Below are 26,594 nucleotides of genomic sequence, written 5' to 3'. Positions count from 1 at the left end.
GCGCCGCGTTGCCGACGACCAGTACACCCGAACCCGGGCCTTGGAGGCACTCCTGAATCCGCGTTACCCGTTCGATCCGTCTTTTGAGGCTGGCGCTCTTCCCGCGTACTGGGTCAGCCCCCGACACCTGGCCGGCGATGACGGTCGTCTCTGCGATGTCGTCGCGGACAGCCTCGCCGGTCTTGGCTGGGCGAGTCTGACAGCCGTGCGAGGACGGCGAGACTTCGATGAGCTGGGAGATCACCAGGTGGTGCGCAGCACCGTCCTGCACATCAGTCCCGACGCCCTTCGGTGGGCACAGTGGGTGCTGGCGGACGAGCCGTTCCACCTCGGTGGCCTGCCGATCGCGTGGCAGGTCTCGGCCCGCTCGGACACCACCAGTTCGCTCGCGGACTGGTCCGCCTACTTCACCCCAGGCGTGCCGGGAGAGGCCATCACCGAGTTTCTCCTGGCGCTCGGCCAATGCAGCCAGCCCACCACCCTGTACGACGGTCCCGAACTGGTCCTCGCTGCGGCCACCGGGCACGGTTGGCTCCGCGACGCCGACCAACCCCACGCGGCGGCGATGCACCCCACCTTCACCGCCCGCCTCAGCCTCGGCGAGGTGCCGCCCCTCATCCAGGATGCCGACCCCAGCGTGCTGACCGCCGAGGGGGAAGGGCAGGTGGCGATGGGCTGGCAGGCGTGGGCTGAGCCTGCCATGGGGGCTCCGTACCTGTGGGCTGCCTCGTTCAGCGCGAGCGTGCCGCACCGTCTGGTCGCTGCGTTCGCCTCCTCGCTCAGCGACACGGCTCCGGTACTGCGCCGGGTGCTGCCGGAATGCACGCGGGACCAGCTCCTGTGTGCCCCCGCCAGCTGAGAAGCGCCCCCGCGTAACGAAGCCGGGCCTCCCGTCTGGGTGGCCCGGCTTTGTGCTGCTCTAGCAGGGCTTGTGTGCAGCGGACTTGTGATTACTGGGGCGGGACCGTGTCAGCACTGGGTGCTATGTCCCGCTTGTTGGCACCGATGCGAGATGGTGCTTATCGGATCTCTCGTCCCTCCGATCGCTGAGGCTGGTAGGCGCTCTGGCAGGGTCCATTCCTCGCCCTGGTCGAACAACGAGGCGACCCTTCGTCAGAAGGTGTTGGCGGTGAAGGGACGCGGGGGTTTGGCTACGAGGCCGAGCAGTCGATTGAACTCGTCTCGGTCAGCTTCGCTCATGAGGTCGTGGGCGTTGCCAAGGTTCTTCACCGTGAGCTGCTGCATGAACGGGGCGAGGAAGTCCTGCAGAGCTTCCGGGGCGTCAGCCCATTCCTGCCGGTACTTCATGAAGCGCTTGAACTGCGCTTCAAAGGCGAGGAATTCGCTTCGAGTCGCTGTGAGGGCATGAGCCTGCTCCTCCTTGCTGAACGGCCGTCCGTCGCGATGGCTCCATGTGTTGGTGTCGGCTCGGTATTTGAAGTCCGCGTCGGCGAGGAGGGCGATGATGTCGGGTCGGGATGAGGGCGCGGTCATACGGGTGTGACGCTCCTTGTGGGATTGGATGGGGAGCATCAATCGTCTGGCGAATCGCCGGTTGGGCTAACCGGCGATCGTCGGCTATGTTGCGCCCGTTTCCCCGGGTCAGTGCCGGCGGTTGGAGTGGTTCAACGCCTGAGCCGTAGGCGGTGTGGCGAGGGCTGGCGTCGGGATGTGCCAGCCGGCTCGGGCGCCTGTGGTCTGGAGGATTTCGGGTGCTGCTGCGGGCAGGTGGGCGCTGCGGCGCAGGCGCCAGACGAGGACATCGCTGATGGAGTCGGCGCTGCCGAGCTCGCGTCGCCGGGCGGCGTCGGTGAGCAGGGCGGCGGGGTCGTGGCCCGCTTGTCGGGCGTCGGCGAGGGTGGCGGCCAGGGCGGGCCAGCCGGGCTCGGCCTGGATCCGTTCGGCGAGCTCTGGCAGTGCCTTGTGCAGGAGATCGGCCTGGTGTTCTCGAATACGCGGTGTCATTCGCTGACCTTGCCGGCGGAGGGCGGCGATGGGGTGGGCCGCGGCAGCCTGGTAGGCCGCGCGCAGATGCTCGGCGGCTTGCTGGGCTGCGGCTGCCTGCTGGTTGTGGTGCCTTTTGGCGTGCCAGTTCGCTGCGGCGATGGCGAGGAAGATGGCCATGTCGATGACCATCCCCGTGGTGGCTCCGTCTTCGCCGCAGCCGAGCGCGGGGCCACTGTGGACGAGATCGTGGGCGGCCTGCCGCAGGGCGTGGTCGTGCCCGCGTACGGCGCGGACGTGGGAGCGGCTGGCCCGCTCGAACGCGTTGGCCGCCTCCCGCAGTTCTGCACGGGTGTGGGCCGCAGAGGTCTTGGCGAGCGCGTCCAGGACCTCACCCGCTGCGGCGATCTGCGCTGCCGCCATGCCGGCGTCGCCGTGGTCGATGATCAGTAGGGCCTGCCAGCTGGCAGCCGCCGCCCGGCGCTGCGCGAACGCGGGAAGGGTCACCTGCGGCAGGGCGGGCTGCACCGGCTCAGGCCCACCCTCGGTGAGTGCTTCTGCTTGGAGGGACCAGCGTTCGCGGATGCGGGGCAGGGACAGGTCGGGTGCGAGGGTGGAGCCGGCATAGAAGACCGGCTCGTCGTCCTTGTTGCGGTCACCAGGCAGCGCGACCTTGTAGCCGAGCAGGTCGCCCGAGGGTGCGATCCGCTTGCGGATCAGAAGACCGTCGGCGGCCAGACGGTCGAAGAACTCATCTGTGGAGGCGGCGCCGGCAGACGCGCCGCGCACGGTCTCGCGCAGCTCCTCCCGCACCGTGCGCTCTCGCCCTTGGCGTTCGGCTTTGTGGCGCTCGGCGCTGGTGGGGCGTTTGGCTGCGGTTCCGTCGCCGGGGGTCACGCGGTGTAGGTCGTAGTCGGTTTCGATGAGGCGGGCTGCGGCCTGGGCGCGTTGGCCGGAGCGGTGGTGGTCGGGGCGGCGGCCGTTCTCGCGTACGAGGGTGGCGATGATGTGGATGTGGTCGTCGGCGTGGCGGACGGCGGCCCACCGGCACCCGGCGTCGTCTGGGCCACCGGAGTCGATGCCTATGGCGGCCACGATGCGGCGGGCGATGTCGCCCCACTCCTCGTCGCTCAGGATGCGGTCGGTGCGTGCTGCGCGGACGGAGCAGTGCCACACGTGCTGGTCGGGCCGCTGGTCTGCGTCAAGGAGGTGCAGTGGCTGGTCGAGAAGCCGCTGGAGGTCTTCCTTCGTCGCGGAGGGGTCGCGGCCGGGGTCAGGCGCCATGCCGTCGAAGGAGGCGACCAGGTGCGGGTCGACGTGCTCTTCGCGGGTGCCTTTGCCGTAGAGGTAGTTGAGCAGGCCGCGGGTGCTGCTGCCTTGCTTGTGGATGCGGGGAATCAAGCGGCCTCGTCCATCTGGCGGTTGTTGATCCGCTCAACGGCCGCCCTGGTGGCGGTGGCCGCGCGGCGGACGTAGGTGAGGGTTTCCTCGATGCGGGCGCTGTCGATGTCGCCGCCCGAGTTGAGTGTCTTGGTGATCTGGTTGAGGTTGCTGCCGGCCCAGCCGAGCTTGCGGCTGGTGGCGAAGAGCTCGGTGAGGACGTCGTGGTCGGCGGCGATGGTGGCGGCGGTGCGGGTCTGGTCGCGGGCGGCGGCCAGGGCGGAGTGGGCGAGGAAGCCGGCGATACTCATGCCGACGGCATCGGCGCCGGCCTGGATGAGGGTGCGTTCGCGTTCGTTGAGTCGGACGCTGTGGGCGGAGCGCTGCTTCTTGTCGCGCGGGCGGGATTTCCCCTTGGTCAGGCGCGTGTGGCCGGCCGTATTTGACTGCGAACCGCCCTCGGTCGCAGCCCTCCCGTCCGGCGCCCCCTGGCGCTGGTCGGGCCCCGCCACCCCTGGGGCGGGGTCGGGTTTGGACGCTCCCCTTGCGGGGGAGTTTCCGAACCTCCAACTTGCTCCGCTTTGGGCTGGTGTGGCTTGGGGCGCGTTCTGATGCTCTGGGCTGTGGGTGCACGAATCCTGCATGGAGAGCAGCTCCTGGTTGAGGGGAGAGGGCAGCGGACCAGGTCGACGTACGGGCAGTGTCCCCAACGCCCGCTGGTTCGAGCGGTGAGTCGCGAGGGAGGGCCGTGCGTGCCTAGTCAAGCGGTGCCAATGGGGCGGGGCCGCAGGACCAGACGGGGTGCTGGTCCACGGCCCCCGTTCGGCGTTCAGGGCTGACCGGATATCCGGTCAGCCCGTGGGGACGGCGGTCTCGCAACCCTGCTCTGCCGCCAGGAGGGCCTTGAGTTCGGTGAGCCGGTCCTCGGAGATGGGGAGGTCGGCCTCGCGGATGGCGTTCCGTAGCACGGCGCGGGTGGCTGTTCCGTGCATGGCGATGGCCGCGCGGCCGATCGCGAGGAGTTCGTCCATCTCGGCACCGGGAGGACGTCCGTAGCGTTGCGCCGCAGGGACGTCGTCCTCGTGGGACGGCTCGGTGGTCTCGCGGGTGGGAACCGAGTCGTGCAGGGGAAGTTGGCTCTGCACGGATCGAGGAGGCAGGGACTCAAGACGAAGGTTGGAGTCGGCGTGCTCCCCGGCTTCCTCGCTCGCCAAGTCGAAACCTGCACCCGATCGGCTGCGCGGCGGAGTCGTCTCGACATGGCGCGTGGCGCCTTCGTTCGGAGTGAAGGCGGTCCAAGGCGATGGCAGTTCGATCGTGGCCAGCGCTGTCGCGTGACGGCGGACGGCAAGCTGGTGCAACAGCACTTCGCGCTGGCGCTGGTCGATTCCCACAGACGCTTGGGCGACGGCGCGGGAAAGCCGTCGCGCGGTTCGCCGGCCTCGCCAGCCGGCGCGCTGCTTCGGGGTTCGCTCCGCAAGGTGCGCGGCCAGGGCGACGGCCCTGCGGGTGGCACGGTCGCGGCTGATCTGCGCGGCGTCACGATCGTGTTCGGTGACCCCAAGGCGCGAGATGCCGCGTTCGCGTGCTTCGCGACCTATCCGGGCGAGGAGGCTGTGGGAGGCCGCCTCGGGCGTGCGGATGCGCAGTTCGATGCCCATGGCCTGATGCCAGAGCAGCGCGGCCATGACCGGTCCCACGAAGGCCCGCACCGTGCCGCCGACCACACCTGACTCGGCGTACGCGGGGATCACCTGTACAGCGGTGATCACCCAGGTCAGGACACCGGGCAGGCCGGGTGCTTGCTTGGGGCCGTGCAGGTTCTGCCGCGCCAGCAGGGCCGTGGCGAAGAGGGCGAGTTCTGCGGCGGCGAACATCGAGGCGCGCTCGGTGGTGCCGCTCATGCCGAGGTAGTCGGCGGCGAACCGCCAACTGGTGTCGGCGCTGTAGGCGGTACATCCGACCGCAGCCAGCGCGGCGACCCTGACCGCGGGCGTTCCGGGCTGTCGCTTGGCGTGGTTTCGGGGAGCGCGTCGGTAGATCAGCCAGCTGACCAGCAGCACTGTGCAGGTGGCCAGGAGAGCGGCGAGCGCGATAGATATCGCGTTCCAGTACCCGAGTGCGGGCATGGCAAGTTCCGTCATGCAGGGGTCTCCAAGGGCCCGCCGCGCCGTGTGGGCAGGCGTGGGCGCGGTCAGGCGGTGTGGTGAAGGTGAGCTGGTGCGGGGCGGCGCCGTGCGGTCAGGCGGAGAGCTGGCGTCTGCGGTCGGCGCCGGTGAGGACGACGGTGGTGGTCATTTCGGCGAGACGGGAGGCGACGCGGTCGCCGACGGCGTCGCGGAGCGCGGCGGTCGGCAGATTGGTCGTGAGGAGGGTGGGGAGCAGGTCGGTGTAGCGGCGGTTGATCAGCCGGTACGTGATCTCCTCGGTCCACTCCGACTGCTTGGCTGCGCCGAGGTCGTCCAGGATCAGCAGCGGGCAGGTGCTGAGGGTGGCGAGGTCGCGCTCGGCGTCGTGGCCGGGGCGTGGGCGCAAGCGGGCGTACAGGTCGGCCGTGGTGGCCGCCTCCCACCGCAGCCGTACCCCGGCGGTCAGCAGCGAGCGCACCGCGCCGTACGCCTGGTGCGTCTTGCCGGTGCCGGTGGGCCCGGCGACCAGCAGGGACGGTCCGAGTGCGATACCCCGGGTGCCGCTCGGTCCGGGCCGTGCGGCGAGCGCCACCTCGTCCCAGGCGGCAACCTGCTGGTGGCCGGCGAGCGCGTGGCGGTAACGGGGCGGGATGCGGGCCGCGGCCAGGTCCAGCGCGGTCACCCGCTCCGAAGGAGCCTCGGCAGGTGACGTAGTTGGATCGATGCCCCGTTCGGCGAGGATCGTGCCGAGGCGGGCGGCGAGGGTGTTCATGCGCTCCGGCTCCCGGCTGGTGGTGGCTGTGGTCACAGCTGACCCCCGTAGGCCGCCTCGACGTCAGCGGGCGCCGGGTTGGTCCATGCTCGGTGCGGGGCGGCAGCTGCCCGTGGAGCGTTCATGGCCTCGTCGACCAGGCTCGGCAGCAGCCCAGCGGACAGCCCCTTGGTACGCATGCGGTCCATCCCGGCCCTGATGTGGTCGGGGGACAACCCCTCGCCGAGCAGTTTGCTGACCACCTTGCCGAGGCGGCCGAGGACGTCGCTGGGCGGGCGGTGTTGGCATGCGGCGACGTGCTCGGCGACCAGGTCCTTGGCCGAGACCGACCCCGAGACGGCAGGGGGCGTGGGGGCGCTTGCGCTCCCCACCGGAGGTGATCCTAGATCCAGGATCCTAGGTCCTAGATCCGGACCCTGAGTCCTCACCGCAGTCTCCCAGCGTTGTGGTGAGGGCTCACTGAAATTGCTCTGACCTGCAGTTTCCCGGTTCACGGAGGGCTCGCTGTATCCGCGTGACGCATCAGGGAGTCCACTGTGAGGGCTCACGGTCTGTTCATGGAGGGCTCCGTGAACAGGCGAGGCCGCCTCGTCCGACCGGCTGCCCTGGTGGCGCGGGCAGGCCGGGCAGCGGCTGCCACTGGGCCGGTTGATCTTCTGGTGACGGGCCCAGGTGACGATGTGCAGGTACCGCTTGCCGTCGTCGCCTTCGTACCGGCAGATCAGACCCGCACTGTCGAGCTGCGTGAGGTCGTCCTCGACCTCCAGCGGGCCGTGCTCGGGGCGCAGGGACCACAGGGCGCCGGCGATGACAGCGGCCTGGTCGCGGAAGCGGCCGTGGTCGTCCGCCTGCGTAAGCAGGCCGAAGAAGGTCCGCTCGGCATGGACGCTCACCGCGGCCAGCGACTCGGAGATGAAGGCTTCCGGCTTGATGGTGCGTATCCGCGCCATGTCTATCGCCCCGCCTTCGTGGGCCGAGCAGGCGAGTTCGGCGACGGGGATGCGACTACGGCCACGAAGGCAGTAGCTTGTTGGGGCATGCACAGTTCCTCACCCGGTGGCGTTATGACCGCCACCGTCTTGATCGTTCAGGTACGGGCGATATCGGTAGGGACTTCTTGGCCCCCGGCGTTGGCCCGCCGGGGGCTTCTTCATGTACTCGGAACCGCAGGGGTTTCCGGGCGCATGGCCAAGACAGCCACATCTTTCCCGCACAAGTCCAGCATTCCGCCGGGAAAGCAAACAGCTCTCGGCGAACGTGTCGTGCGCGGCTTCCTTAAAACGGTAGACCCGAATCGCCGGTTGACCAAGAAGGCGCATAAATCGGGCAGTTGGCAAGCAAATCCGTGGGCGGCGCTGGTGAGCGCGCGATGCAAGATGCCCACGTCGAGACCACGTAGGTGCTACCAGCATGAGGGCAGCAGGTGATTTGGTCATCCGCCAATTCCGGTCTATGTTGCGCCGCCGCTCGCAAGGAGCCTGGGGACCAGATCTGACAAAAAAGATGCGAAACATAGCAGCACATCGCCGGTTACCCAAACCGGCAATGCAGAGCTACAACTGACCCATGCCTGAGAGCCTTTTGGGAATTGGTCCGGCCGGCGTGCTGGCCGCCCGCGCCATTACCCGTGCCCGCACAGCGCGCGGATTCGCCCAGCGCCAGCTGGCCGAACGTGTCACCGCGCTCGGCCGGCCCATGACCATCACGATGCTGTCCCGCATCGAATGCAGACAGCGCCGCTGCGATGTCGACGACATCGTCGCCATCGCAGCCGCTCTCGGCCTCTCCCCGCTCGCCTTGCTCGCCGAGACGAGTTAGCCGAACGAGCCCCAACAGCGCTCCCCGGGTGGGCCAACACCCGGCAGCCGCTACGCGCACCACCCCGCCCGTACCTGAACCACCAAGACCGGCGTACCCGTCTCCGCACGGCCGCGCCAGAGAAGGAACCTCCTTGCGCCGAGAGGCCATTCCCCCTGCCCCGTTGCCGTTCCGCCTCCGTACCGCGAAGGAGGCGATCTCGCATGGCTGAGCAGCCAGGCACCGGCGTAGCACCGCCCCGCCTCTACCGTCCCGAGGACATCGCTGCTGTTCTCGGCTGCTCTGCCTGGTGGGTCAAGGACAGGGCCCGCCGACGGCTGATCCCCTTCACCCGGGTCGGCCGCGCGTACCGCTTCACCGCAGAACACCTCGCAGAGATCATCCGCCTCCACGAGGAACGGCCCGCACGGGCACACCAGCCAGTCACAGCTCGGACCGTCGCCAAGACCGGCGCCCAGCAGGCGGAAGCGCCCCAGCGTGCCGCGCCCACAACCCGCCTGCGGGCGCGGCCTCCGGCCCGCGCCAGACAGAGCCAGTTCAGCACCGTCGCCTGACACGACCGCGTACCAAGGGAGAGGAGGAGCGTGGGTTTCGCGGAGAAGCGCGCGAACTACTGGCGCGGCCGGTACAAGACCGCACCTGGGAAGCACCTCACGGTCGTCGACGAGCAGGGCAAGGCGATCAAGTTCGCCACCAAGGGCGAGGCTCAGCGCGCCGCGAGCGAGGCCGAGAACAAGTACCGGCGCGGCGACTGGCGTGACCCGGCACTCGGCCAGGAGACGTTCGGCGAGTACGCGAGCCGCTGGTACGAGGCCCAGGACCTGGCCGCATCGACCATGCAGAACTACAAGCGCCACATCGAAGAGCACCTGCTTCCCGACTTCGGGGACCATGCGCTCGCCGGCATCCTGCGCTCGGACGTCGACCGGTGGGAGAAGAAGGAAAGGGCTCTGTACGCGGCCTCCAGCGTCAAGACCTGGCGCTCGACGTTCCACCTGATCTACGAGGACGCGATCGACGAAGGGCTGATCACGTCGAACCCGGCGACCAGGCGGCGGGGGCGGGGCAAGCGCGCGGGCCGCTCCCGTGACCGAGGCCCGGAGAAGGTCGTCACCGATCCGCTCGGCATCCTGTTGATCGCCGAACGAGCAGCACTGCTGTCCGGCCGAGATGACGAGTTCGTCGCCGTCGTCCTCAAGGGATACACCGGCATGCGCTGGGGCGAAATAGTCGGCCTGGAGACCGAGTTCACTCGACCTGGCTCCGTCCGTGTCGAATGGCAGCTGTACGAACTCGACTCGGGCGAGATGGTGCGCTGCCCGCCCAAGGACGACAGCTATCGCACCCTCGACTCGATGGACTGGCTGTCCGCCCTGGTCGCCAATCACGTCGCCCGCACGAAGCCGACGCCCTGCCCCTGCCACGGTAGGACCTACGTCTTCCGCGGGCAGGGCACGGCTCGTACGGGCGGCCACCACGGTGCGAAACTCGTCGACGTCGCACGCCGTGCCGAAATCTCCACGGGGACGGTATCCAACGTCCTCAACCACCCCGATCGCGTCGCTGAGGCGACGCGAATGCGGGTGGAGGAGGCCATCACGGACCTCGGGTTCGTACGAGGCGGCGCGGTGGTGGAGCCTGCGGCCCACTGGCGCAGGAACGGTTTCGCGACGTGGCTGTTCACCCCGGCGGTATCGGGCTGGTACCCGAAGAAGGCCCCGCAGGAGGCACGACCCGTGCCGCTACTCGGCGAGCCGTGGCCAGGAGTCCCCGCGCGAGGGCGGGGCGCCGGTCAACGAGCTGACGCCTGCTGGCTCCCGATCGCCAAGGGCCTCACGCCTCACGGACTGCGCCACGCCCATAGGACGGTGATGGAGGACCTCGGCACCGAGAAGGTCCTCATGGACCAGCGCATGGGACACATCGACGGCTCCGTCTCGGCGCGCTATGCCCATGTCACCCCTGGCATGCGCAAGCGCCTCATGCTCGGCCTGACCGAGCAGTGGGAGGCAGCTCTCGACTCGCGGCTCGCCATGTGTCCTACATCACCGGTGCGCGTGCTCGGTGACCTTCTGCGCGTTCGCCGGCAGGCGCGTGGCTTGGTGTAACGCCAGCGGTGAGTGGCGCCTGTGACCCCCACGGGTCACAGGCGCTTTCGCCTCGCTCGAAACACCTGTGCCTGCCCACCGAGCCCGATCATGCCGACGGGATCTGGGCACTCGATTCCTTCTGGTGGTTTTGGCGAATCGGCGGGCGCTGGTGCCAGCAGACCTGGCTCAATAGGCGCATGGAAATGGGTGAGCACTGGGCGTATCGAGTGAGGCCGAAGGACCTGGGCAGCGCGGTTCACCAGGTAGAGATTGTTCGTGTCGGCGGCCCCGGCAGGACGGGCGGGGTCCACGTGCGGTTCCTTGAAGGGGACGCAGCCGGGCTACAGGAATGGGTCAACCCCACGTGCCTCGTGGTTCCGTGGGCGGAGGCCGAAGAGTTCCACGCGGACGACGCGGCGGAGTTGGCGTTGGCCGAGGCGTCGCGACACGTGAGGGGCCGCACGGAGTTCGAGGCCGCGCGGCTGATCCTCGGGTTCGTCAGACCGAAGAGCAAACTGCGCCTGCGGCGAGGCGTCCAGGACGCTGGCATCCTGGACATGGGCCGACTGGATGAGACCGCACCGCTCGTAGGTATGGACCCCGCGAAACTGCGGGACGATCCTGCGGTCCACGAGAACCGCGACGGCCACTGCCTTGCAGGTTGGCCAGTCACTGAACGTCTCGCCCGCCATGTGGCCGAACGTCTCGCCGACACGATCCTGCCGGAGGTGGACCGCAAACAGCAGAGCCTTGAGCAGGAACGCGCCCAGGGTTCTTGGTACTCCTCCTACAGCCGTCGCGATGACCGCAAGCTGGACGCCGAAGCGACCGTCCTGAGGACCGTGCGGGCCTGGTGCGGCGAGGACAAGTCTGAGCGCTATGACGAACTGGTCGCCCTGCGGGCGGAGGTCATCCGGCTCGGGAAACTGGTCGAGCGGGCGGTGACGACCCTACGTGACCGCGGACACGGCTTCATCGCCTCCACCATTGAGCGCGAGCTGGGCGTCCATATCTCCAGCCTTGATCCAGACGTTCGTCGCTGAAGTCGTGCCGCCGGTCCGGCTCCGGCTTGGGTGACGCGACTTCCACCTGAGGCTTCTCCACCGACTCCACTTTCTCGGGACGCTGCGGGTGCCAGCCGTCGAGGAACGGCCGCATCTGGTCGCCCGTCGGCTGCGCATGGAAGCCGTGGCCGGTAAGTCCCCTGCCGCGCGCAGTGGGGTCGAGCCGCTCGGCCTCGGCCTTCCCCCACGCCGACCACTCCCGCAGCCTTTCGGCGTCGAGGTCGTCGCTCGACGTGGCAGCGGCCTTGTCCAGCGCTGAGCAGAAATCCCTGATCTCCCCCGCAGTCCGCCAGTGCTCCAAGGCCGTACTGAAGAGCTCGACCCGCACCGCGTCCACGGCCTTGATCGTCGCGACGCTGACAGCGGCCTCCCACTCCTGCTGCCTGCGCTGCATCTCCTCCGCTTCCTGTAGGCGGCGCTCTCTCTCCTCCCGCTCCCGCTCCTCCCGCAGCCGCCGCTGCTGAGCCTCGCGTTCCAACCGAGCCCGTTCCTCCTCTTCGGCGTGTGCCTTGAGCGCGCGGAATACCGAACCGATCCGGTCCTCCAGCGACTTCTTGGCGGTGTCGGCCCAGTCCTTCTTCCATCCGGATCCGTAGCCCGACTGCTGGCTGAGATGCAGTTCCAGCTCGCCGGACGGCTCGGACCGGTTCGCCGGAGCAACCCGCTGCCAGTCGTACGTACGCCGGCCCGGTTGCTTGGGCACGTACCTGACCTGCTTCTGCCGCTCGCGGAAGCTGACCTCGTACGTCCTGCCGTGGACCGTCAGCAGGGGGCGCGCCTGCCGGCGCTTCTTGGACACCGCGATCTCGCCATGACGAACGATGGCCTGCTCGGCGAGGAGACGGAGCAGCGCAATCACCCGGGGGAGGACCTCCTCGGAGATCTCAAAGGCACTGTGGTCTGCGGTGACCGCGGCGACCACGTCCTCAACGTCGGTGATCACTCGGCTGCGCGCCAGGCGAATCCGATTCCACTCGGTGTCGTCCTCGCCGGTCACCCTGAGTAGCCCGAGAACGAAATCACCCCTCTCCCGCCCCGTGTGCTTGAGGTGGTACCCCTCGGGGGCGCATTGCCGCGCAGCATCGAATGCTCGCCGGTAGCGGGCCCGCTCCCCGTCGCTCGGGTTCGTGATGCGGAGGAAGCGGCCGGCCTCCTGCACTCGGATGACCAGGGCCGCGCCAATCGAGGCCGGTGAGGGGCGCGAGGACTTCGCAGCTGCGGACGAGGGTGCTGTCTGTTGGCTGGGAGGGTCAGCCTGTGGTGGCAGCTTGAGGGCCGCCGAACGCTGCCTGCGTGGAGTCCGCTCCGGCCGGTCCGGGTGGTGTCCGTGCTCCAGGTAGAAACGCCCGTCGTTGGTGATGTCCGCCTGCCACCTCCCGCCCTGCTTCGGCATGGTGATCAAGCCCCGCCCCTTGAGGGCGTGCGCGGTGGCGGCAAGTTCCGGGCTGTCCGAGGTACCAGGTTCCGTCCCCTCCCCGATGCGGGTGAGCAGGACCAGCTGGCGATCATTGAGTGGCGACCAACGGTGCATGGCACGGTCGTACCGTGTGTGCCCGCAGTAGCACAACCCGTAGCCGGCGATTCTTTCTGCGTCTGACAGGGTTGGGGATCAACGCCCTGGCAGTCATTGATGCGGCGCGAGCCTCTCCCGCCGTGCCCAGGCATGAGTGCCCACGCGGAGTCGCGTCGCTGTGTGTACCTGAACCGCTGGTCGACCGCAGGTGCGAACTAGCCATTGGCTACCCCAGTGGAAAAGCAAACTGAGTAGCGCAAGAATCCTGCGGCCCTACAGATCGGGGGCGCGATTCCAGGTCCGCGACACCAGGGACCCCGCAGGTGTGCCGACGAGGAGGTCTTCCCAGCCAGCATCGGCCATCGGCTTGACCCACCTGAGCTGGTCTTTGAAGCCAAGGCTCTTGGCTAGCCCGGTAGTGGTAAGCATGGCGTACTGCACAAGCACGCTTATGGCGTTCGTCGCGTGGTGCGAGTGTATGACGATCTTTCCCGACGACGTCTGACTGGCGATTCCCGGACAGTGGACGAGCTTTTGATCCTTGTCTTGGTGGGCGAAGCCGTGCCGCACCTTGACCATGGTGTCCAAGAGTTGAGACGCCTGCATTTTGGCGAGTTGAGTGGTGGCTATGCGCCAAGTGCCGGTTCCGCCAGTCTCGATTGACGCGACCTGCACTCGCCAGTCCCAGTCGTCGGGCGGGTCGTAACGGAAGAATGTCCAGAACAGCTTCCGCAGGTTGTTGGGACTGGGCGTCTGCACCATCCCGCCTCCGCCAGCGATGTTGTACCAGTTGTTCAGCCGCGGCCTCGCCTGTGGATGGTGCTTCTGGGCGGTGATCGCCAGGTCCTCGTTGAAGGCTTCGAGGGCGCCGACGGCCGCTACGACTACGCTGCGGTTCAACGCTGAGTGCTCCGCCCCGGGCTGTCCATTGCCCCCCTTGCCCTGGGCTTGTCTGGCAGCGGTCAACTGGGCCAGTCGTTCTTGAGTCACCCGGTGAATCATCTGAGCATCACGAAGATATCCAGTCATGCCGTCGATGGGGGACTGGAGGGGGTTGAGCGCCACGTGATGCCCTTCGACGATGGGATGCACAGGGGCAAGATCTTAGGGCGTGCCATTTATTGCCGGGTCGCTTCTGGCTTCTTGGTACTCGGCGGCATCCATGTTGTTCCCGCAGCAGGCTGGACCGCAGGGCCTGCTGCTGCCCGAGCCACGGATACTCGGGACGGACAGCCAACGGACGACTGACGGACGTCCCCGCTTCGGATCGTTGGTAGCCCAATCTGATCAATCCCGGAGATTCTCTTTGGGCCACCTGGCAAGCTCGTCGGCTGGTTTCCTGGGAGCCGGATCCTGAGATCGGCTCCCAAACGGCTCCCAAGACGCCCCCGGAAACCACTCAGGGGCCTGATCCACTAAGTGGATCAGGCCCCTGACCTGGTCTTACGGCTGTCGGGGTGGCGGGATTTGAACCCACGACCTCTTCGTCCCGAACGAAGCGCGCTGCCAAGCTGCGCTACACCCCGATGTCACCGCTGTCGCGGCGACATCGATTACTTTAGCTCACCCGCGCTCCCAGGCGAAATCTGGTTTTCGCGGCCCGGAGGTGGCCGTGGGGCGGGGCTTCTGTGGTGCTTGTTTGGGATTCGGATGGTGCTGGTCAGGCCTTTTCGACCAGGGTCAGGAGGGTTGCTTCCGGGGGGCAGGCGAAGCGGACCGGTGTGTAGCGACTTGTTCCGCAGCCGGCCGAGACGTGGAGGTAGGAGACATGGCCCCCTGCCTCGTAGGTGGACAGGCCCCTGGCTCGATCTGTGTCCAGGTCGCAGTTGGTGACCAGGGCGCCGTAGAAGGGGATGCGTAGCTGGCCGCCGTGAGTGTGGCCGGCGAGGATCAGCGGATAGTTGTCCCTGGTGAAGGCGTCCAGCGCGCGCAGATACGGTGCGTGCACGATCGCCAGGGAAAGGTCGGCGTCCTTCTCCGGACCGCCCGCCACCTTCTCGTACCGGTCGCGTTTGATGTGGGGGTCGTCCAGGCCTGTGAAGGCCAACTCGTACCCCTCCAGCTTCAGCCGGCCCCGCGTGTTGGTCAGGCCCACCCAGCCCGCCGCGTCGAATGCGGCCCGTAGGTCTTCCCAGGGGTTGTGGACCACGCCGACCGCCGCGGCGTTGCCGTTCAGACCGTGCTTGCCCTGGGACTTTTCGAGCAGGTAGCGGGCTGGGTTGCGGAGGGTGGGGCCGTAGTAGTCGTTGGAGCCGAACACATATACGCCCGGGTACTCCATCAGCGGGCCCAGCGCGTCCAGGGTCTCTGGTACTCCCTCCGGGTCGGAGAGGTTGTCGCCGGTGTTGACGACGAAATCCGGGCGCAGCCCCGCGAGGGACTGGAGCCAGGCACGCTTCTTGCGCTGGCCGCTGACCATGTGGATGTCTGACACCTGCAGTACTCGCAGCGGGCGCATTCCGTGGGGGAGCACCGGGACCGTCAGCCGTCGGAGGCGAAAAGAGCGGGCTTCGAAGCCCGCTGCGTAGGCGATGCCGGCCACGCCGACTGCCGTGATGGCCAAGGGAACTCCATACCGTGCGCGCATCTACCCATCGTCGCAGACACGGGGTACTAGGTGACGGAGTCGGCGACGACTAGTGATCTTTCATGGTGTTCCACGAGGATGGTGTTCCACGGGGATGGTGGCCCGCAGGCAGGGTCTTCGAGAGGCAGGGTGTTCCACGAGTCGCTGCCATGACGCGGCTACTCGGCTGGCCTTCCAGCGCGGACGTTCGCCAGTGGTTCCACTGCCGCGCCGCGAAATGATCGGGCGCGCCCGTATCCCCACCTGACACACTGATCTGTATGACCACGCTCAAGTCGAAGCTTCACGACGACCTCATCGACGCGATCCGGGCGCGTGACGAACTGCGCTCCTCCACGCTGCGGCTGACCCTCTCCGCCATCACCAACGAAGAGGTCTCGGGCAAGACCGCCCGGGAGCTCTCGGACGAAGAGGTGCAGAAGGTGATCGCCCGGGAGGCGAAGAAGCGTCGCGAAGCCGCGGAGGCCTTCGCCCAGGGAGGGCGGGCCGAGCAGGCTGAGCGCGAGCGGGCCGAAGGCGTTCTGCTCAATGCGTATCTGCCCCAGCAGCTCTCGGACGACGAGCTTCAGCAGATCGTGGGGCAGGCGGTCGAGGAGGCGAAGGCCGCAGGGGCCGAAGGGCCGCGGGCCATGGGTGCGGTGATGAAGATCGTGAATCCGAAGGTCGCAGGGCGGGCCGAGGGCGGGCGGGTGGCTGCGACCGTGAAGCGACTGCTGGCGGGCTGAGCTCCAGAAGCGCACGTTTCCGGCGGTTAGCCCTCGGATACCGGGGGACTCCGGATGGCGGGTGCCGACGGCCGCAGCTGATCACGGCATCGAGTCGCGGTGAAAGCAGCTGCGGTGAGAGCAGCGGCGGGTCGGGATTGTCGGCCACCGAATCGTGCGAGCCGGCGCCTGGCTCAGTAACGCGGATCGCCTCAGCGGGTGCACGGGTCGAATCACTGGCCGGGATGTTCCGAGGATGACGAAGGGGCCAGGTCGTCCATGCGACCTGGCCCCTCGTGTCTGTCAGCGTTGGCGGTCAGTCCCCGCTACCGTCCCCGCCGCCGTTGTCGCCGCCACGGTTGTCGCCGCCTCCGGTTTGGCCGGAGGGTACGGAGATCCCGGGCCACGGCTCGTTGCCGCCGCCGCCGTTGTCGCCCGGGCGACCGTCCCCCGGCTTACCGTCGTCCGGCCGGCCTTCGTTGCCGTCCCCGCCGCCGTTGTCCTCGCCGTCACCGTCCGGGGTCTCCTCCGGCTTGGGCGGGTCGGGGATGGACACCTTGTTGAAGGTCGGGGCGTCCCAGCCCTCCAGAGCGCCGTTCATGGCGTCCCGCCAGATCGGGCCGGGCACCTGCCCACCGAAGACCTTGGAGTGGTAGACGTCGCCGATGGTGATGTTCGTCATTTTCACCTGCTGGGTGGGGCTACCCACCCAGACGGCTCCGGACAGGTTCGGTGTGTAGCCGACGAACCAGGCGTTTCGCCGCTCGTCCGTCGTACCCGTCTTGCCCGCGTTGTCACGGCTGGTCAGGCCCGCGGACTGACCGGTGCCGGAGTCGATCACGCCACCCAGCAGGGTGTTGATGGTGTCCGCGGTCTGCTCGCTCATCACCTTCTCGCAGGTGCTCTTGGGCACCGGCAAGCTCCGGCCGTCCGCGGTGCGGATCGACTGGATGGCGGTGGGGCTGCAGTACGTGCCTCGGTTGGCGAAGGTCGCGTAGGCACTGGCCATCGTCAGCGGGGAGATCCCGTCCGAGCCCAGGGTCAGCGCGGAGGGTTCCACCGGCAGTTTGTCGCCGTTGCCCTGGAACACCCGGAGCTTGTCGGTCATCTCCACGACCGGGCAGATCCCTATGTCCTCGATCATCTGGACGAAGTAGGTGTTGACCGACATCTCCATCGCCTTCTTCAGCGGATACGGTCCCACCTCCTTCTCGTTCTCGTTCTCCAGTACGTCGCCACCGTCATTGCGCCAGGTGCCGTTGCAGGTGGAGATCGAGTCCGGGTACGACATCTTGTACGGCGCCGGGTACACCTGCGTCACCGGCCTGCCCTGCTCCAGGGCTGCCGCCGCCACGAATGGCTTGAAGGTCGATCCGACGGGGAAGCCGAAGTTCGAGCCGCCCAGCTTCTTGTCGACCGAATAGTTGATCTCGGTCTCGTTCTTGCCGTAGCCGTACGGGCGCGACTGACCCATGCCCAGGATCTTGCCGGATCCCGGCTGGACGATGGTCACCGCCGTGGCGACCTTGTCCGACTTGTAGACATGCTTCTTGATCGACCTCTGAGCCGACTTCTGGGCCTGCGGGTCGAGCGTGGTCTTGACCGTCAGTCCGCCGCGGTACCAGATCTTGGCGCGCTCCTCCTTGGTCTTGCCGAAGACCGGGTCGGAGGTGAACGACTTGCGCACGTAGTCGCAGAAGAAGCCCGCGCCGTTTGTGGCGGTGATGCAGCCGTTCTTCGGCTCGCTCACATTGAGCTTGATCGGGGTAGCTTTGGCCCGCTCCGCCTCTTCGGGTGAGATGTCGCGGACGTCCGCCATGCGCTGGAGGACGATATTGCGACGTTTGGTCGCTTCCTCTATGTCATTCACCGGGTCATAGCGGCTGGGGGACTGGACGAGTCCCGCGAGCATCGCCGCCTCTTCGACCTGAAGGTCCTTGGCGGGCTTGGAGAAGTAACGCTGGGCGGCCGCCTCGACGCCGTAGGCCTTCTGGCCGAAGAAGGTGATGTTGAGGTAGTTCTCCAGGATCTTCTTCTTGCCGAGTTCTTCCTCGACCTGGATCGCGTACTTCAGCTCCTGGATCTTGCGGCCGAGCGTCTGCTGGGTGGCCTGGGCGACCTTGTCCGGGTCGTCGCCTGCCTCCTCGACGAAGACGTTCTTCACATACTGCTGGGTCAACGTCGAGGCACCCTGGGTGACTCCACCGCTCGTCGCGTTCTTGTTGAGCGCGCGCAGTACGCCCTTGAGGTCGACCGCGCCGTGCTCGTAGAAGCGCGAGTCCTCGATCGCGATGATCGCCTTCTGCATATGCGGCGAGATTTCCTTGAGTGGCACCACCGTGCGGTCACGCGAGTAGACCGTGGCGATCAGGCCGCCCTTGGAGTCCAGGATGGTGGTGCGCTGGCTGAGCGGGGGTGTCTTGAGGTTGGCGGGGATTTCGTCGAACCCCTTCACCGTTCCCTTGGCCGCGAGCCCCAGTGCCCCGAAGGCCGGCAGGGCGATGCCTGCCAGCACGGCTCCGGAGAGCACGCTGATACCGAGGAACTTGGCGGCTTGCTGGGTCCCGGTCAGACCACCGCCCGAGCGCTTTTTTGGCATGAAGGCAGCCTACGTTCTCATTCGCCGGACATACGTATAGGCCTTGGCCTAAGCTGCTCTCAACTGTCACAGCAGTGCGGTTTTGTATCAAGGCATTCCCGGATTCCGCAGCAGGCCTGTTGCAAAACGCCTAGTCACAACGGCGACTGCAGCAGAGGAAGCGGAATCACGGGGTCCGTGTCCGAATTCGCATTCAATCCGCCTTATGGGCCCTCTGGTGCCTGCCGTGACTCGGTTCTTTCATCCCGGTATGCCGGGATTCTCACGCATGTCCTCACTTCACTCCCCTGGGTGATCTGCCACGGGGACATAGTCCGTTCGGGCCATTCAAGATTGGGCCCGAAGGGGGTGTTGCGCTGTGCCCGCCTTCCGTAACGTCCTCAACTGGCAGCGGTGAATATGCCGCTGCCGCCGTGGGGGAGCCTCGATTCGGGAGAGGACGGCGCCGGGATGGGCTGGGTAACCGACTGGAGTGCGCAGGCAGCCTGCCGCACTACCGATCCGGATGAACTGTTCGTTCAAGGAGCAGCGCAGAACAGGGCCAAGGCGGTGTGCACCGGATGTCCGGTGCGGACCGAATGCCTGGCCGACGCTCTCGACAACCGTGTGGAGTTTGGTGTCTGGGGCGGAATGACCGAAAGGGAGCGGCGTGCGCTCTTGCGTAGGCGTCCCACGGTCACCTCGTGGCGCAGACTCCTGGAGACCGCGCGCACGGAGTACGAGCGCAGTGCGGGCATTCTGCCGGTAGGCCTCGATGACGACGAGACCTACGAGACGTATGCGGCAGTCGGGTAGTTCCAGCGGGGCGATCCCCCGCGGGTACACAACCCTGTATTGACCAGGCACTACCAGTGCACAAGACAGAACACAGGCACCACAGGCACTACGGATAGGACGGGCAGGACAGGCTTGCGGGAGCCTGTTCGCCGAAGTCCTCGTCCATCACTGGGCCTAGGGTGCGCAATCCCTGATGCCGACGTGAGCTGTCGTGTGCGACTGCGCGTAGGCGTGGTGGCATCGACTGAGGCGTGCGGTACATCGACGCCCGGCCATCATGAGGGTGCGCCATTCGGATCACCTCAGTCAGTGGCCTATGCGTCATACGGAAAAGGCACGCAAGGCGACTGGACGGACGGACCGACATGTCTGTCTGCCGTGAAGTGCTGGTCCATCAGCTGCGGTAGACGCAGTCAGCAGATCGTCTACTGCTTTCTCCACGCATCGGCTCGGGTTCGGCTCATTCAGCTGGCCTTGGTTGGTCAGGGGAGAGTTGACCTTGGTACCAGCGGGACTGGCCGACCATGACGGGCTCAGGGTGAGGCAACGACGGTTCTTAGGGCGCGGCGGGCGATTCCCCTGCCCCCGCTAGCTGATCGCCGATGGCCCGCAGGCCCGCGAGATCGTGTACGTCACCGGGCAGGGCAGTCACTTGGACTACCGCCACCTCGGGGTGGAGCGCGGTGAAGCGGTCACGCGTACGCTGCTCACGCGCTAGCACCTGCATCCTTTCCGCATGCAGCCGCAGCAGACCAGCCGTCAAATGCTCGGCGGTGTGGTCCGCTGGCGGGGGTACAACCTCGGTGGTCACAGGGGCATCATCCGATTGGTGCGCAGTACGCACGGTGTCCTGGGGGGTCTTCTCATGCTGGGGGTTGTGCGCCGGTGCGTGGCTCACGGGCGGGGGTTCGGGAGAGGCGCCCGTGGCCTCACGAACACCAGTCTTCCCGCCCCTCTGATCGACAATGCCCCCTCCGTCACTATTTTCTGACGTAATTTCCGGGGCGAGGATTTCAGCAGCCGCCAGCGCTCGTTCGGCGGAGAGTTGGACCGCCCTGCTGCCGTGTACCCGGTTGAGGACCAGCCCAGCGAGCGGCATCTCCTCCTCGGCCAGCCGTTCCACGAAGTACGCGGCTTCCCGTAGCGCGTCCCGCTCGGGCGCCGCCACCACCAGGAACGCCGTACCAGGCGCCTGAAGAAGTCGGTAGGTGGCATCGGCCCGGGTGCGGAAGCCACCGAACATCGTGTCCATCGCCGACACGAACGTCTGCACGTCCCGCAGCAGCTGGCCGCCCAGCAGCTTGCCCAGCGTGCCGGTCATCATCGTCATGCCGACGTTGAGGAACTTCATCCCAGCCCGGCCACCCATCTTCGCCGGTGTCACCAGCAGCTTGATGAACTTCCCGTCGAGGAACGAGCCCAGCCGCTTCGGCGCGTCGAGGAAGTCCAGGGCGCTGCGCGACGGAGGGGTGTCAACGATGATCAGGTCCCACTCGTCCCTGGCGCGTAGCTGCCCCAGCTTCTCCATCGCCATGTACTCCTGCGTACCGGCGAAACCGGCCGAGAGCGACTGGTAGAAGGGGTTGTCCAGAATCGCGCGCGCCCGTTCGCCGTCCGCGTGGGCCTCGACGAACTCGTCGAAGGTCCGCTTCATATCGAGCATCATGGCGTGCAGTTGACCGGCCGAACTCTCGCCGTCGCCCTCTATGCCCTTCACCCGTCGAGGGGTGTTGTCGAGCGAGTCGATCCCCAGGGACTGGGCCAGTCGGCGTGCCGGGTCGATGGTCAGCACCACTACATGACGGCCACGCTCTGCGGCGCGTACCCCCAGTGCGGCTGCTGTCGTCGTCTTCCCGACACCGCCTGAGCCGCAGCACACGATGATGCGGGTCGCAGGGTCGTCGATGAGCGGGTCGACTTCAAGAGGCTTTGCCGACGCGTCCACGGTCATGTGCCGGTCCCTTGCTTCCGCAGTTCCTTCGACAGTTGGTACAGCCCGGCGAGGTCGACGCCCTCACTCAGCAGGGGCAGTTCATAGGAAGGCAGTTCCAGACGGTTCAGGGCCACCCGCTGCTCGCGCTCAAGGCTGACGCGCTGAGCGTGGTCCGCGGCCTGTTCGAGTAGGGGGGTGACCAACTTGGCCGCACCGCTGACCCCGGCTGTGGTGAGCGTCTTGGCGATCTCCGTCCGGCGGTCGCCCGCGGCGCTGTTGACGGCCTGCTCATCGAGGAGGTGCGGCCGCACCATGTTCACGATCACACTGCCGACGGGCAGATCGGCTCCGCGGAGCTCGGCTACCCCGTCCGCGGTCTCCTGGACGGGCATCTCCTCCAGCAGGGTCACCAGATGGACCGCGGTCTGAGGAGACTTGAGAACTCGCATGACGGCCTGGGCCTGGTTATATATCGGACCGAACTTCGCCAGTCCCGCGACCTCGTCGTTCACGTTGAGGAAGCGGGTGATCCGCCCGGTCGGCGGAGCGTCCATGATGACGTAGTCGTAGGCGTAGGAGCCCTGCTTGGTACGGCGGCGCACGGCCTCGCAGGCCTTGCCGGTGAGCAGCACATCGCGCACCCCGGGGGCGATGGTCGTGGCGAAGTCGATGGCGCCCAGCTTTTTGAGTGCTCGGCCCGCGCTACCTAGCTTGTAGAACATCTGGAGGTAGTCCAGTAGCGCGCGCTCGGCATCAATGGCCAGCGCGAAGACCTCGCCCCCGCCGGAGGCGACGGCGATCTTCCGCTCCTCGTAGGGAAGGGCTTCTGTCTCAAAGAGCTGGGCAATGCCTTGCCTCCCCTCGACCTCGACGAGGAGAGTCCGCTTTCCCTCGGTTGCGAGGGCGAGCGCGAGGGCGGCGGCAACCGTGGTCTTACCGGTGCCGCCCTTGCCGCTGACCACCTGGAACCTGCTCACGGTTTCGAGCCTAACCAGTTGAACCCCGTGCTACGCACGAGGAGGTATGCGGGCTGCGTCACGCGGGTATCCCGGGCGGCTCCCGACTTGGCCGTGGCGGCAGCGGCACGGTCGCGCTCGCGACGCCTGCACGGTCATTCTCGGACTCCCGCGCGGGCAGACAGCGGCAGCTCTACCGTCGAGCGGCCACCTCCCTCTTGGGAGGAGGGGGTGGGGCAGCGCCCTGTAGGGCCCTGGCCTGGTGGATACGACGACCGGTTCCGTCGGGATGGAGTCGTCCACCGCCTGGGGTGCGGACGGGCCGCGCCCTGCGGATACAGTCGGCCCATGACCAAATGGGAGTATGCAACCGTGCCCCTTCTCGTGCACGCGACCAAGCAAATTCTTGACACCTGGGGCGAGGACGGCTGGGAGCTCGTCCAGGTCGTGCCCGGCCCGAGTAACCCCGAGCAGCTCGTGGCCTATCTGAAGCGGGAGAAGACCTCGTGAGCGGGGCCGTTGAGGCCAGGCTTGCGGAACTGGGGTTGACCTTGCCGGAGGTGGTTCCCCCACTGGCGGCTTACCAGCCGGCCGTGATCTCGGGGGTGTACGTCTATACGGCGGGGCAGCTTCCGATGGTCGAGGGCAAACTCCCGGTCACCGGCAAGGTGGGCGCCGAGGTCACCGCCGAGGAAGCCAAGGAGCTGGCCAAGACCTGTGCGCTGAACGCGCTGGCCGCAGTGAAGTCCGTAGCCGGCGATCTCGACCGTATTGCGCGTGTCGTCAAGGTCACCGGTTTTGTCGCTTCGGCAGCAGACTTCATTGGGCAGCCCGCGGTCCTCAACGGCGCGAGCGAACTCCTCGGTGAGGTCCTCGGCGACAAGGGTGTGCACGCGCGCAGCGCGGTGGGTGTGGCGGTTCTGCCGCTGGACGCACCGGTCGAGGTGGAGATTCTGGTGGAGCTCGTCCAGGACTGATCCTCCTGGTGGATTTCCGGTGCCGCCTTTGGCTGCCCGTACCCGGTCGCTCTGTGCTCCGGCGCATCGGGCCAGAGCGGGTCGGTCCCACTCCGGATGTTCCAGACGCAGTCGACGCAGCGGGTCCAGTCGCCCGATGGGGCGCTCAGCCGCAGGTTCATCGCGGTCGGTCTCGCGGGACCGCGGCTGCTCCCCGTGCGTTTGGTGCGGGCTGTGGGGATAGGGCGCTCGGCTGGGAAGTTCCCAGCCGAGCGTTGTGCAGGAGCGGCATTTCGCCCTCCTGCTGATGTTCCACGTGAAACATCGCCGCCCCTCCACCACCCTGATAGCCCCACTCCGCCTGCCGTGTCTCCGTTACGGGTACGAGAGAGCAGGGCAGCGGACTGCCGTTCTCGGCCGATCTTCGTTCTCGGTGCCACTCGAACATCCACGCGTGAGCGCATAGCATCCGGCCATGTCCAATGGTCAGTGGTACCCACCGGAGTGGCCGGACCGGATTCGGGCTCTCGCCAGTGGTGAACTCACCCCTGCAGAGCCAAAACGGGCCGCGACCGTGATGTTGCTGCGGGACACCGCAGACGGTCCCGCCGTCCATATGTTGCGCAGACGCGCCTCCATGGCCTTCGCCGGAGGCGCCTACGCCTACCCGGGTGGCGGAGTGGACGCTCGCGACTCCCGCCCGGTGCGCTGGGCGGGACCTTCGCTCAGCGCATGGGCCAGCTGCCTCGGTGTGGATGAGGCCTCGGCGCAAGCGGTCGTGTGCGCGGCTGTCCGAGAGACCTATGAGGAGGCGGGCGTCCTGCTGGCCGGAGTCACTCCGGACACGGTCGTCGGGGACACGACGGGCGATGCGTGGGAGTCGGACCGGCAGTCGCTGGTCGACCGTGAGCTCTCCTTCGCCGACTTCCTGGATCGCCGTGGACTGGTGTTGCGATCGGATCTGCTCGGAGCCTGGGCGCGTTGGATCACTCCCGAGTTTGAGCCGCGCCGCTATGACACCTGGTTCTTTGTGGCCGCGCTGCCCGAAGGCCAGCGCACCCGGAATGCCTCCACCGAGGCCGACCGTACGGTGTGGATTCGTCCAGGTGACGCGGCCGAACGCTATGACCAGGGCGAACTGCTGATGATGCCGCCGACCATCTCCACCCTGAGGTCGTTGATCCCCTGTGCCACGGCCGCCGATGCCCTCAGCGCGGCCAGGGAGCGGGATCTGACCCCCGTACTGGCCACCGCCCGGGTGAGCAGCGATGGTGGGTTGGTCCTCAGCTGGCCGGGCCATGAGGAGTTCACCAAGCACATTTCGATAGGGGGGTCGCGATGACGGATGCTGCCGCCCTGCCCGGGCAGCCCCGCAGCGGTGTGTTCTCAGGTCCCGCCACCGCTCGTACGATCAATGTCCTGGCGCCCAATCCATCCGCGATGACACTCGACGGCACCAACACGTGGATCGTTGCCGAGCCGGACTCGGATGTGGCCGTCGTCATCGACCCGGGGCCGCTCGATGAGGGGCATCTGCACAATGTCATCGCCATGGCGGAGCAGGCGGGAAAACGGATCGCGCTGACCCTGCTCACCCATGGCCACCCCGATCATGCCGAGGGCGCGGGACGCTTCGCCGAGTTGACCCGTACCCACGTCCGCGCACTCGACCCTGCGCTGCGGCTCGGCGATGAGGGACTCACCGCGGGTGAGGTGATCCGGACCGGGGGTCTGGAACTGCGGGTGGTTCCCACCCCGGGGCACACCTCGGACTCGCTCTGCTTCCATCTGCCCGCCGACCGGGCCGTACTGACGGGTGACACCGTTCTGGGTAGAGGTACGACGGTCGTCGCCCATCCCGATGGACGGCTGGGGGACTATCTCGACTCACTCCGCAGACTGCGTTCGCTGACCGTTGACGACGGTGTGAGTACGGTGCTGCCCGGTCACGGTCCGGTTCTGGAAGATGCGCAGGGCGCGGTCGAGTTCTATCTGGCCCATAGGGCGTACCGGCTGGCCCAGGTGGAGACGGCGGTGGAGAGCGGCTGCCACGAAGCACCGGATGTGGTGGCCCGGGTCTATGCGGATGTGGACAGATCTCTGTGGCCAGCGGCGGAGCTATCGGTGCGGGCGCAGTTGGAGTATTTGCGGGAGCACGGGCTGATCTGAAGGCTGGCCAGCGAAGAGTGGCCGGTCGCCAGGTCCCGTCGCCGTTGGGTGCTGTGCGCGAGTGACCAGCCGAGCTACCCCTATTCATTCTGTCATTCGTTCGGTCCCGGTCAGTGCGCACCCGTTCGTCGCGCAGAAGCAGCGCCAGAACCATCGGCCGCCCCCCTGCGTCTGAGACCGTGGGTTGTGTTTTACGCTCCCCCTACATTTCACATTTGACCCTGGGGGGATCTGGCGTGTTCGTTCTCTTTGTTCTGCTGCTCATCGCGGCAGCCGTACTCTTCTTCGTCGGCCGAAGCACCGAGCAGCGAGGGCTCAAGCTCGGCGCTCTGGGGGCCCTGATAGCCAGCCTGTTTGCTGGAGTGACCAGCTGCGTGCATGTCATCAGCGCCTACGAGGTCGGTGTCCCGGTCACCTTCGGTAAGGTGGGTGCGCCGCTGAACTCGGGTGTGAACATCACCTCGCCGTTCACCAACATCACCACGTTCTCCACCCGTCCCGTCGACCTCAACCTCTCCGACAAGGACGTGGTTGAGGTCCGTTCCAGCCAGGGCGGAGTGATGTATGTGGAGGTCACGGTGAAATGGGCGGTGACTCCGGCCAAGGCGGTCGAGCTCTACAAGCTCGCCGGTAGCGAGGACGCGATTCAGCAGCGGCTGGTGTTCCCGGACAGCCGGGAGATCATCCGCAATGTCTTCGCCCGCCACACCAGCGAGGAGGGCTATAGCTCTGCCCGCGAGAAGATCAACGCCGAGATCGGTGACCTGATCACGGAGCGGCTGGTTCCGCGCGGTATCGCTGTCACGACGGTCAATCTGCGCAATGTGAAACCGTCGGACCAGCTCCAGGGGCAGATCGACCGCAAGATCCAGCAGCAGCAGGCCACCGAGCGGGCCACCGAGGCCGCGCGCACGGCGACGGCGGAGTCCGAGCGCCGCAGGATCGAGGCCGAGGGGATCGCCCGGGCGAACAAGATCCTGAACAACTCGCTCACGGACAAGATCCTGGTCAACCAGTGCATCGACGCCTTCAAGGACGCAGCCGCCAAGAACCCCGTGTACGCCGTGCCCTGCGGCGGTACCGGTGCGAACTCGCTGATCGTGGACGGCACCAAGAAGTAGACCTGAGACGTCAGACCTGAGACGTCAGACCTGAGACACGACAGGCCTTAAGCACACCGAGTGCGAACCTGAACGCGCGAGG

At 67.2% G+C, this 26,594-nt stretch carries 24 protein-coding genes and 1 tRNA gene; 12 read left to right on the top strand and 13 right to left on the bottom strand.

Going from position 1 to position 26,594, the window contains the following annotated elements; translation table 11 throughout:
• The first annotated feature begins 40 nt into the window (after window positions 1-40).
• A complete protein-coding gene (locus NBG84_RS23430) occupies window positions 41-859 on the top strand; it encodes an SPDY domain-containing protein (RefSeq protein WP_250921653.1) in 819 nt (272 codons plus the stop codon).
• Between the two features lie 254 nt (window positions 860-1,113).
• On the opposite strand, the gene NBG84_RS23425 is transcribed toward NBG84_RS23430, so the two are convergent.
• The 6 genes from NBG84_RS23425 to NBG84_RS23400 form a co-directional block, all read right to left on the bottom strand.
• Window positions 1,114-1,494, bottom strand: a complete 381-nt coding sequence (locus NBG84_RS23425; protein ID WP_250921534.1) for a hypothetical protein — start codon at window positions 1,492-1,494, stop codon at window positions 1,114-1,116.
• A gap of 108 nt (window positions 1,495-1,602) precedes the next feature.
• The gene (locus NBG84_RS23420; RefSeq protein WP_250921533.1) at window positions 1,603-3,345 is read right to left on the bottom strand and encodes a relaxase/mobilization nuclease domain-containing protein; all 1,743 of its coding nucleotides are present in this window, start codon (window positions 3,343-3,345) and stop codon (window positions 1,603-1,605) included.
• Window positions 3,342-3,836 carry a plasmid mobilization protein gene (locus tag NBG84_RS23415; RefSeq protein ID WP_250921532.1) on the bottom strand — a complete coding sequence of 165 codons (495 nt, stop codon included), beginning with the start codon at window positions 3,834-3,836 and terminating at the stop codon, window positions 3,342-3,344. Before NBG84_RS23415 ends, NBG84_RS23420 begins: the two co-directional genes overlap by 4 nt.
• A gap of 339 nt (window positions 3,837-4,175) precedes the next feature.
• Complete coding sequence (locus NBG84_RS23410; RefSeq protein ID WP_250921531.1) at window positions 4,176-5,468, bottom strand: hypothetical protein; 1,293 nt, start codon at window positions 5,466-5,468, stop codon at window positions 4,176-4,178.
• A 97-nt stretch (window positions 5,469-5,565) separates the two neighbouring features.
• Window positions 5,566-6,261 carry an ATP-binding protein gene (locus NBG84_RS23405; protein WP_250921530.1) on the bottom strand — a complete coding sequence of 232 codons (696 nt, stop codon included), beginning with the start codon at window positions 6,259-6,261 and terminating at the stop codon, window positions 5,566-5,568.
• A complete protein-coding gene (locus NBG84_RS23400) occupies window positions 6,258-7,175 on the bottom strand; it encodes a hypothetical protein (RefSeq protein WP_250921652.1) in 918 nt (305 codons plus the stop codon). The genes NBG84_RS23405 and NBG84_RS23400 overlap by 4 nt, the downstream gene beginning before the upstream one ends.
• A 616-nt stretch (window positions 7,176-7,791) precedes the next feature.
• Here NBG84_RS23400 and NBG84_RS23395 point away from each other — a divergent pair.
• From NBG84_RS23395 to NBG84_RS23380, 4 genes are all read left to right on the top strand, one after another.
• On the top strand, window positions 7,792-8,043 hold the full coding sequence (locus NBG84_RS23395) for a helix-turn-helix domain-containing protein (protein ID WP_250921529.1): 252 nt from the start codon (window positions 7,792-7,794) through the stop codon (window positions 8,041-8,043).
• Window positions 8,044-8,246: 203 nt separating this feature from the next.
• Entirely contained in the window at window positions 8,247-8,597 is a 351-nt protein-coding gene (locus tag NBG84_RS23390) for a helix-turn-helix domain-containing protein (protein WP_250921528.1), read from the top strand.
• A 30-nt stretch (window positions 8,598-8,627) separates the two neighbouring features.
• Window positions 8,628-10,151 (top strand): LacI family DNA-binding transcriptional regulator, encoded by a 1,524-nt coding sequence (locus NBG84_RS23385; protein ID WP_250921527.1) that lies wholly within the window; start codon window positions 8,628-8,630, stop codon window positions 10,149-10,151.
• A 179-nt stretch (window positions 10,152-10,330) separates the two neighbouring features.
• Entirely contained in the window at window positions 10,331-11,176 is an 846-nt protein-coding gene (locus NBG84_RS23380; protein WP_024490700.1) for a hypothetical protein, read from the top strand.
• Here NBG84_RS23380 and NBG84_RS23375 read toward each other — a convergent pair.
• From NBG84_RS23375 to NBG84_RS23360, 4 genes are all read right to left on the bottom strand, one after another.
• Complete coding sequence (locus tag NBG84_RS23375) at window positions 11,106-12,728, bottom strand: PE-PGRS family protein (RefSeq protein ID WP_250921526.1); 1,623 nt, start codon at window positions 12,726-12,728, stop codon at window positions 11,106-11,108. The two genes, NBG84_RS23380 and NBG84_RS23375, sit on opposite strands and share 71 nt — an antisense overlap.
• Window positions 12,729-12,983: 255 nt before the next feature.
• Window positions 12,984-13,802 carry a hypothetical protein gene (locus NBG84_RS23370; protein ID WP_250921525.1) on the bottom strand — a complete coding sequence of 273 codons (819 nt, stop codon included), beginning with the start codon at window positions 13,800-13,802 and terminating at the stop codon, window positions 12,984-12,986.
• Between the two features lie 360 nt (window positions 13,803-14,162).
• Window positions 14,163-14,236 (bottom strand) — tRNA-Pro (locus tag NBG84_RS23365).
• 134 nt (window positions 14,237-14,370) lie between these two features.
• Window positions 14,371-15,297 carry a metallophosphoesterase gene (locus NBG84_RS23360; protein ID WP_250921524.1) on the bottom strand — a complete coding sequence of 309 codons (927 nt, stop codon included), beginning with the start codon at window positions 15,295-15,297 and terminating at the stop codon, window positions 14,371-14,373.
• Window positions 15,298-15,557: 260 nt separating this feature from the next.
• Between NBG84_RS23360 and NBG84_RS23355 the strand changes: the two genes are divergently transcribed.
• Entirely contained in the window at window positions 15,558-16,022 is a 465-nt protein-coding gene (locus tag NBG84_RS23355) for a GatB/YqeY domain-containing protein (protein WP_250921523.1), read from the top strand.
• Between the two features lie 295 nt (window positions 16,023-16,317).
• Here the strand turns inward: NBG84_RS23355 and NBG84_RS23350 are convergent, their stop codons facing one another.
• On the bottom strand, window positions 16,318-18,600 hold the full coding sequence (locus NBG84_RS23350; protein WP_250921522.1) for a transglycosylase domain-containing protein: 2,283 nt from the start codon (window positions 18,598-18,600) through the stop codon (window positions 16,318-16,320).
• A gap of 450 nt (window positions 18,601-19,050) precedes the next feature.
• Here NBG84_RS23350 and NBG84_RS23345 point away from each other — a divergent pair, with 450 nt between their 5' ends.
• Entirely contained in the window at window positions 19,051-19,395 is a 345-nt protein-coding gene (locus NBG84_RS23345; RefSeq protein ID WP_177149633.1) for a WhiB family transcriptional regulator, read from the top strand.
• Between the two features lie 538 nt (window positions 19,396-19,933).
• Here NBG84_RS23345 and bagB read toward each other — a convergent pair.
• The gene (gene bagB, locus NBG84_RS23340) at window positions 19,934-21,328 is read right to left on the bottom strand and encodes an ATPase BagB (RefSeq protein WP_250921521.1); all 1,395 of its coding nucleotides are present in this window, start codon (window positions 21,326-21,328) and stop codon (window positions 19,934-19,936) included.
• The gene (gene bagA, locus NBG84_RS23335; RefSeq protein WP_250921520.1) at window positions 21,325-22,287 is read right to left on the bottom strand and encodes an ATPase BagA; all 963 of its coding nucleotides are present in this window, start codon (window positions 22,285-22,287) and stop codon (window positions 21,325-21,327) included. The genes bagB and bagA overlap by 4 nt, the downstream gene beginning before the upstream one ends.
• Window positions 22,288-22,614: 327 nt before the next feature.
• Here bagA and sp36 point away from each other — a divergent pair, with 327 nt between their 5' ends.
• The 5 genes from sp36 (at window position 22,615) to NBG84_RS23310 (ending at window position 26,512) form a co-directional block, all read left to right on the top strand.
• Window positions 22,615-22,776, top strand: coding sequence for a Sp36 family protein (gene sp36 / locus NBG84_RS23330; RefSeq protein ID WP_250921519.1), 162 nt, complete (start codon window positions 22,615-22,617; stop codon window positions 22,774-22,776).
• A complete protein-coding gene (locus NBG84_RS23325; protein ID WP_250921518.1) occupies window positions 22,773-23,243 on the top strand; it encodes a RidA family protein in 471 nt (156 codons plus the stop codon). Before sp36 ends, NBG84_RS23325 begins: the two co-directional genes overlap by 4 nt.
• 454 nt (window positions 23,244-23,697) lie before the next feature.
• Window positions 23,698-24,564: an NUDIX hydrolase gene (locus tag NBG84_RS23320; protein WP_250921517.1), complete on the top strand. Its 867-nt coding sequence runs from the start codon at window positions 23,698-23,700 to the stop codon at window positions 24,562-24,564.
• The gene (locus NBG84_RS23315) at window positions 24,561-25,391 is read left to right on the top strand and encodes an MBL fold metallo-hydrolase (RefSeq protein WP_250921516.1); all 831 of its coding nucleotides are present in this window, start codon (window positions 24,561-24,563) and stop codon (window positions 25,389-25,391) included. The genes NBG84_RS23320 and NBG84_RS23315 overlap by 4 nt, the downstream gene beginning before the upstream one ends.
• 236 nt (window positions 25,392-25,627) lie before the next feature.
• A complete protein-coding gene (locus NBG84_RS23310) occupies window positions 25,628-26,512 on the top strand; it encodes a prohibitin family protein (protein ID WP_250921515.1) in 885 nt (294 codons plus the stop codon).
• Window positions 26,513-26,594 lie beyond the last annotated feature (82 nt).

Origin of the sequence: Streptomyces albipurpureus, from assembly GCF_023701525.1 — a bacterium.
Classification (GTDB): domain Bacteria; phylum Actinomycetota; class Actinomycetes; order Streptomycetales; family Streptomycetaceae; genus Streptomyces; species Streptomyces albipurpureus.
The sequence above is the reverse complement of the archived record's forward strand: the minus strand, read 5'-3'. Positions and strand labels throughout refer to the sequence as shown.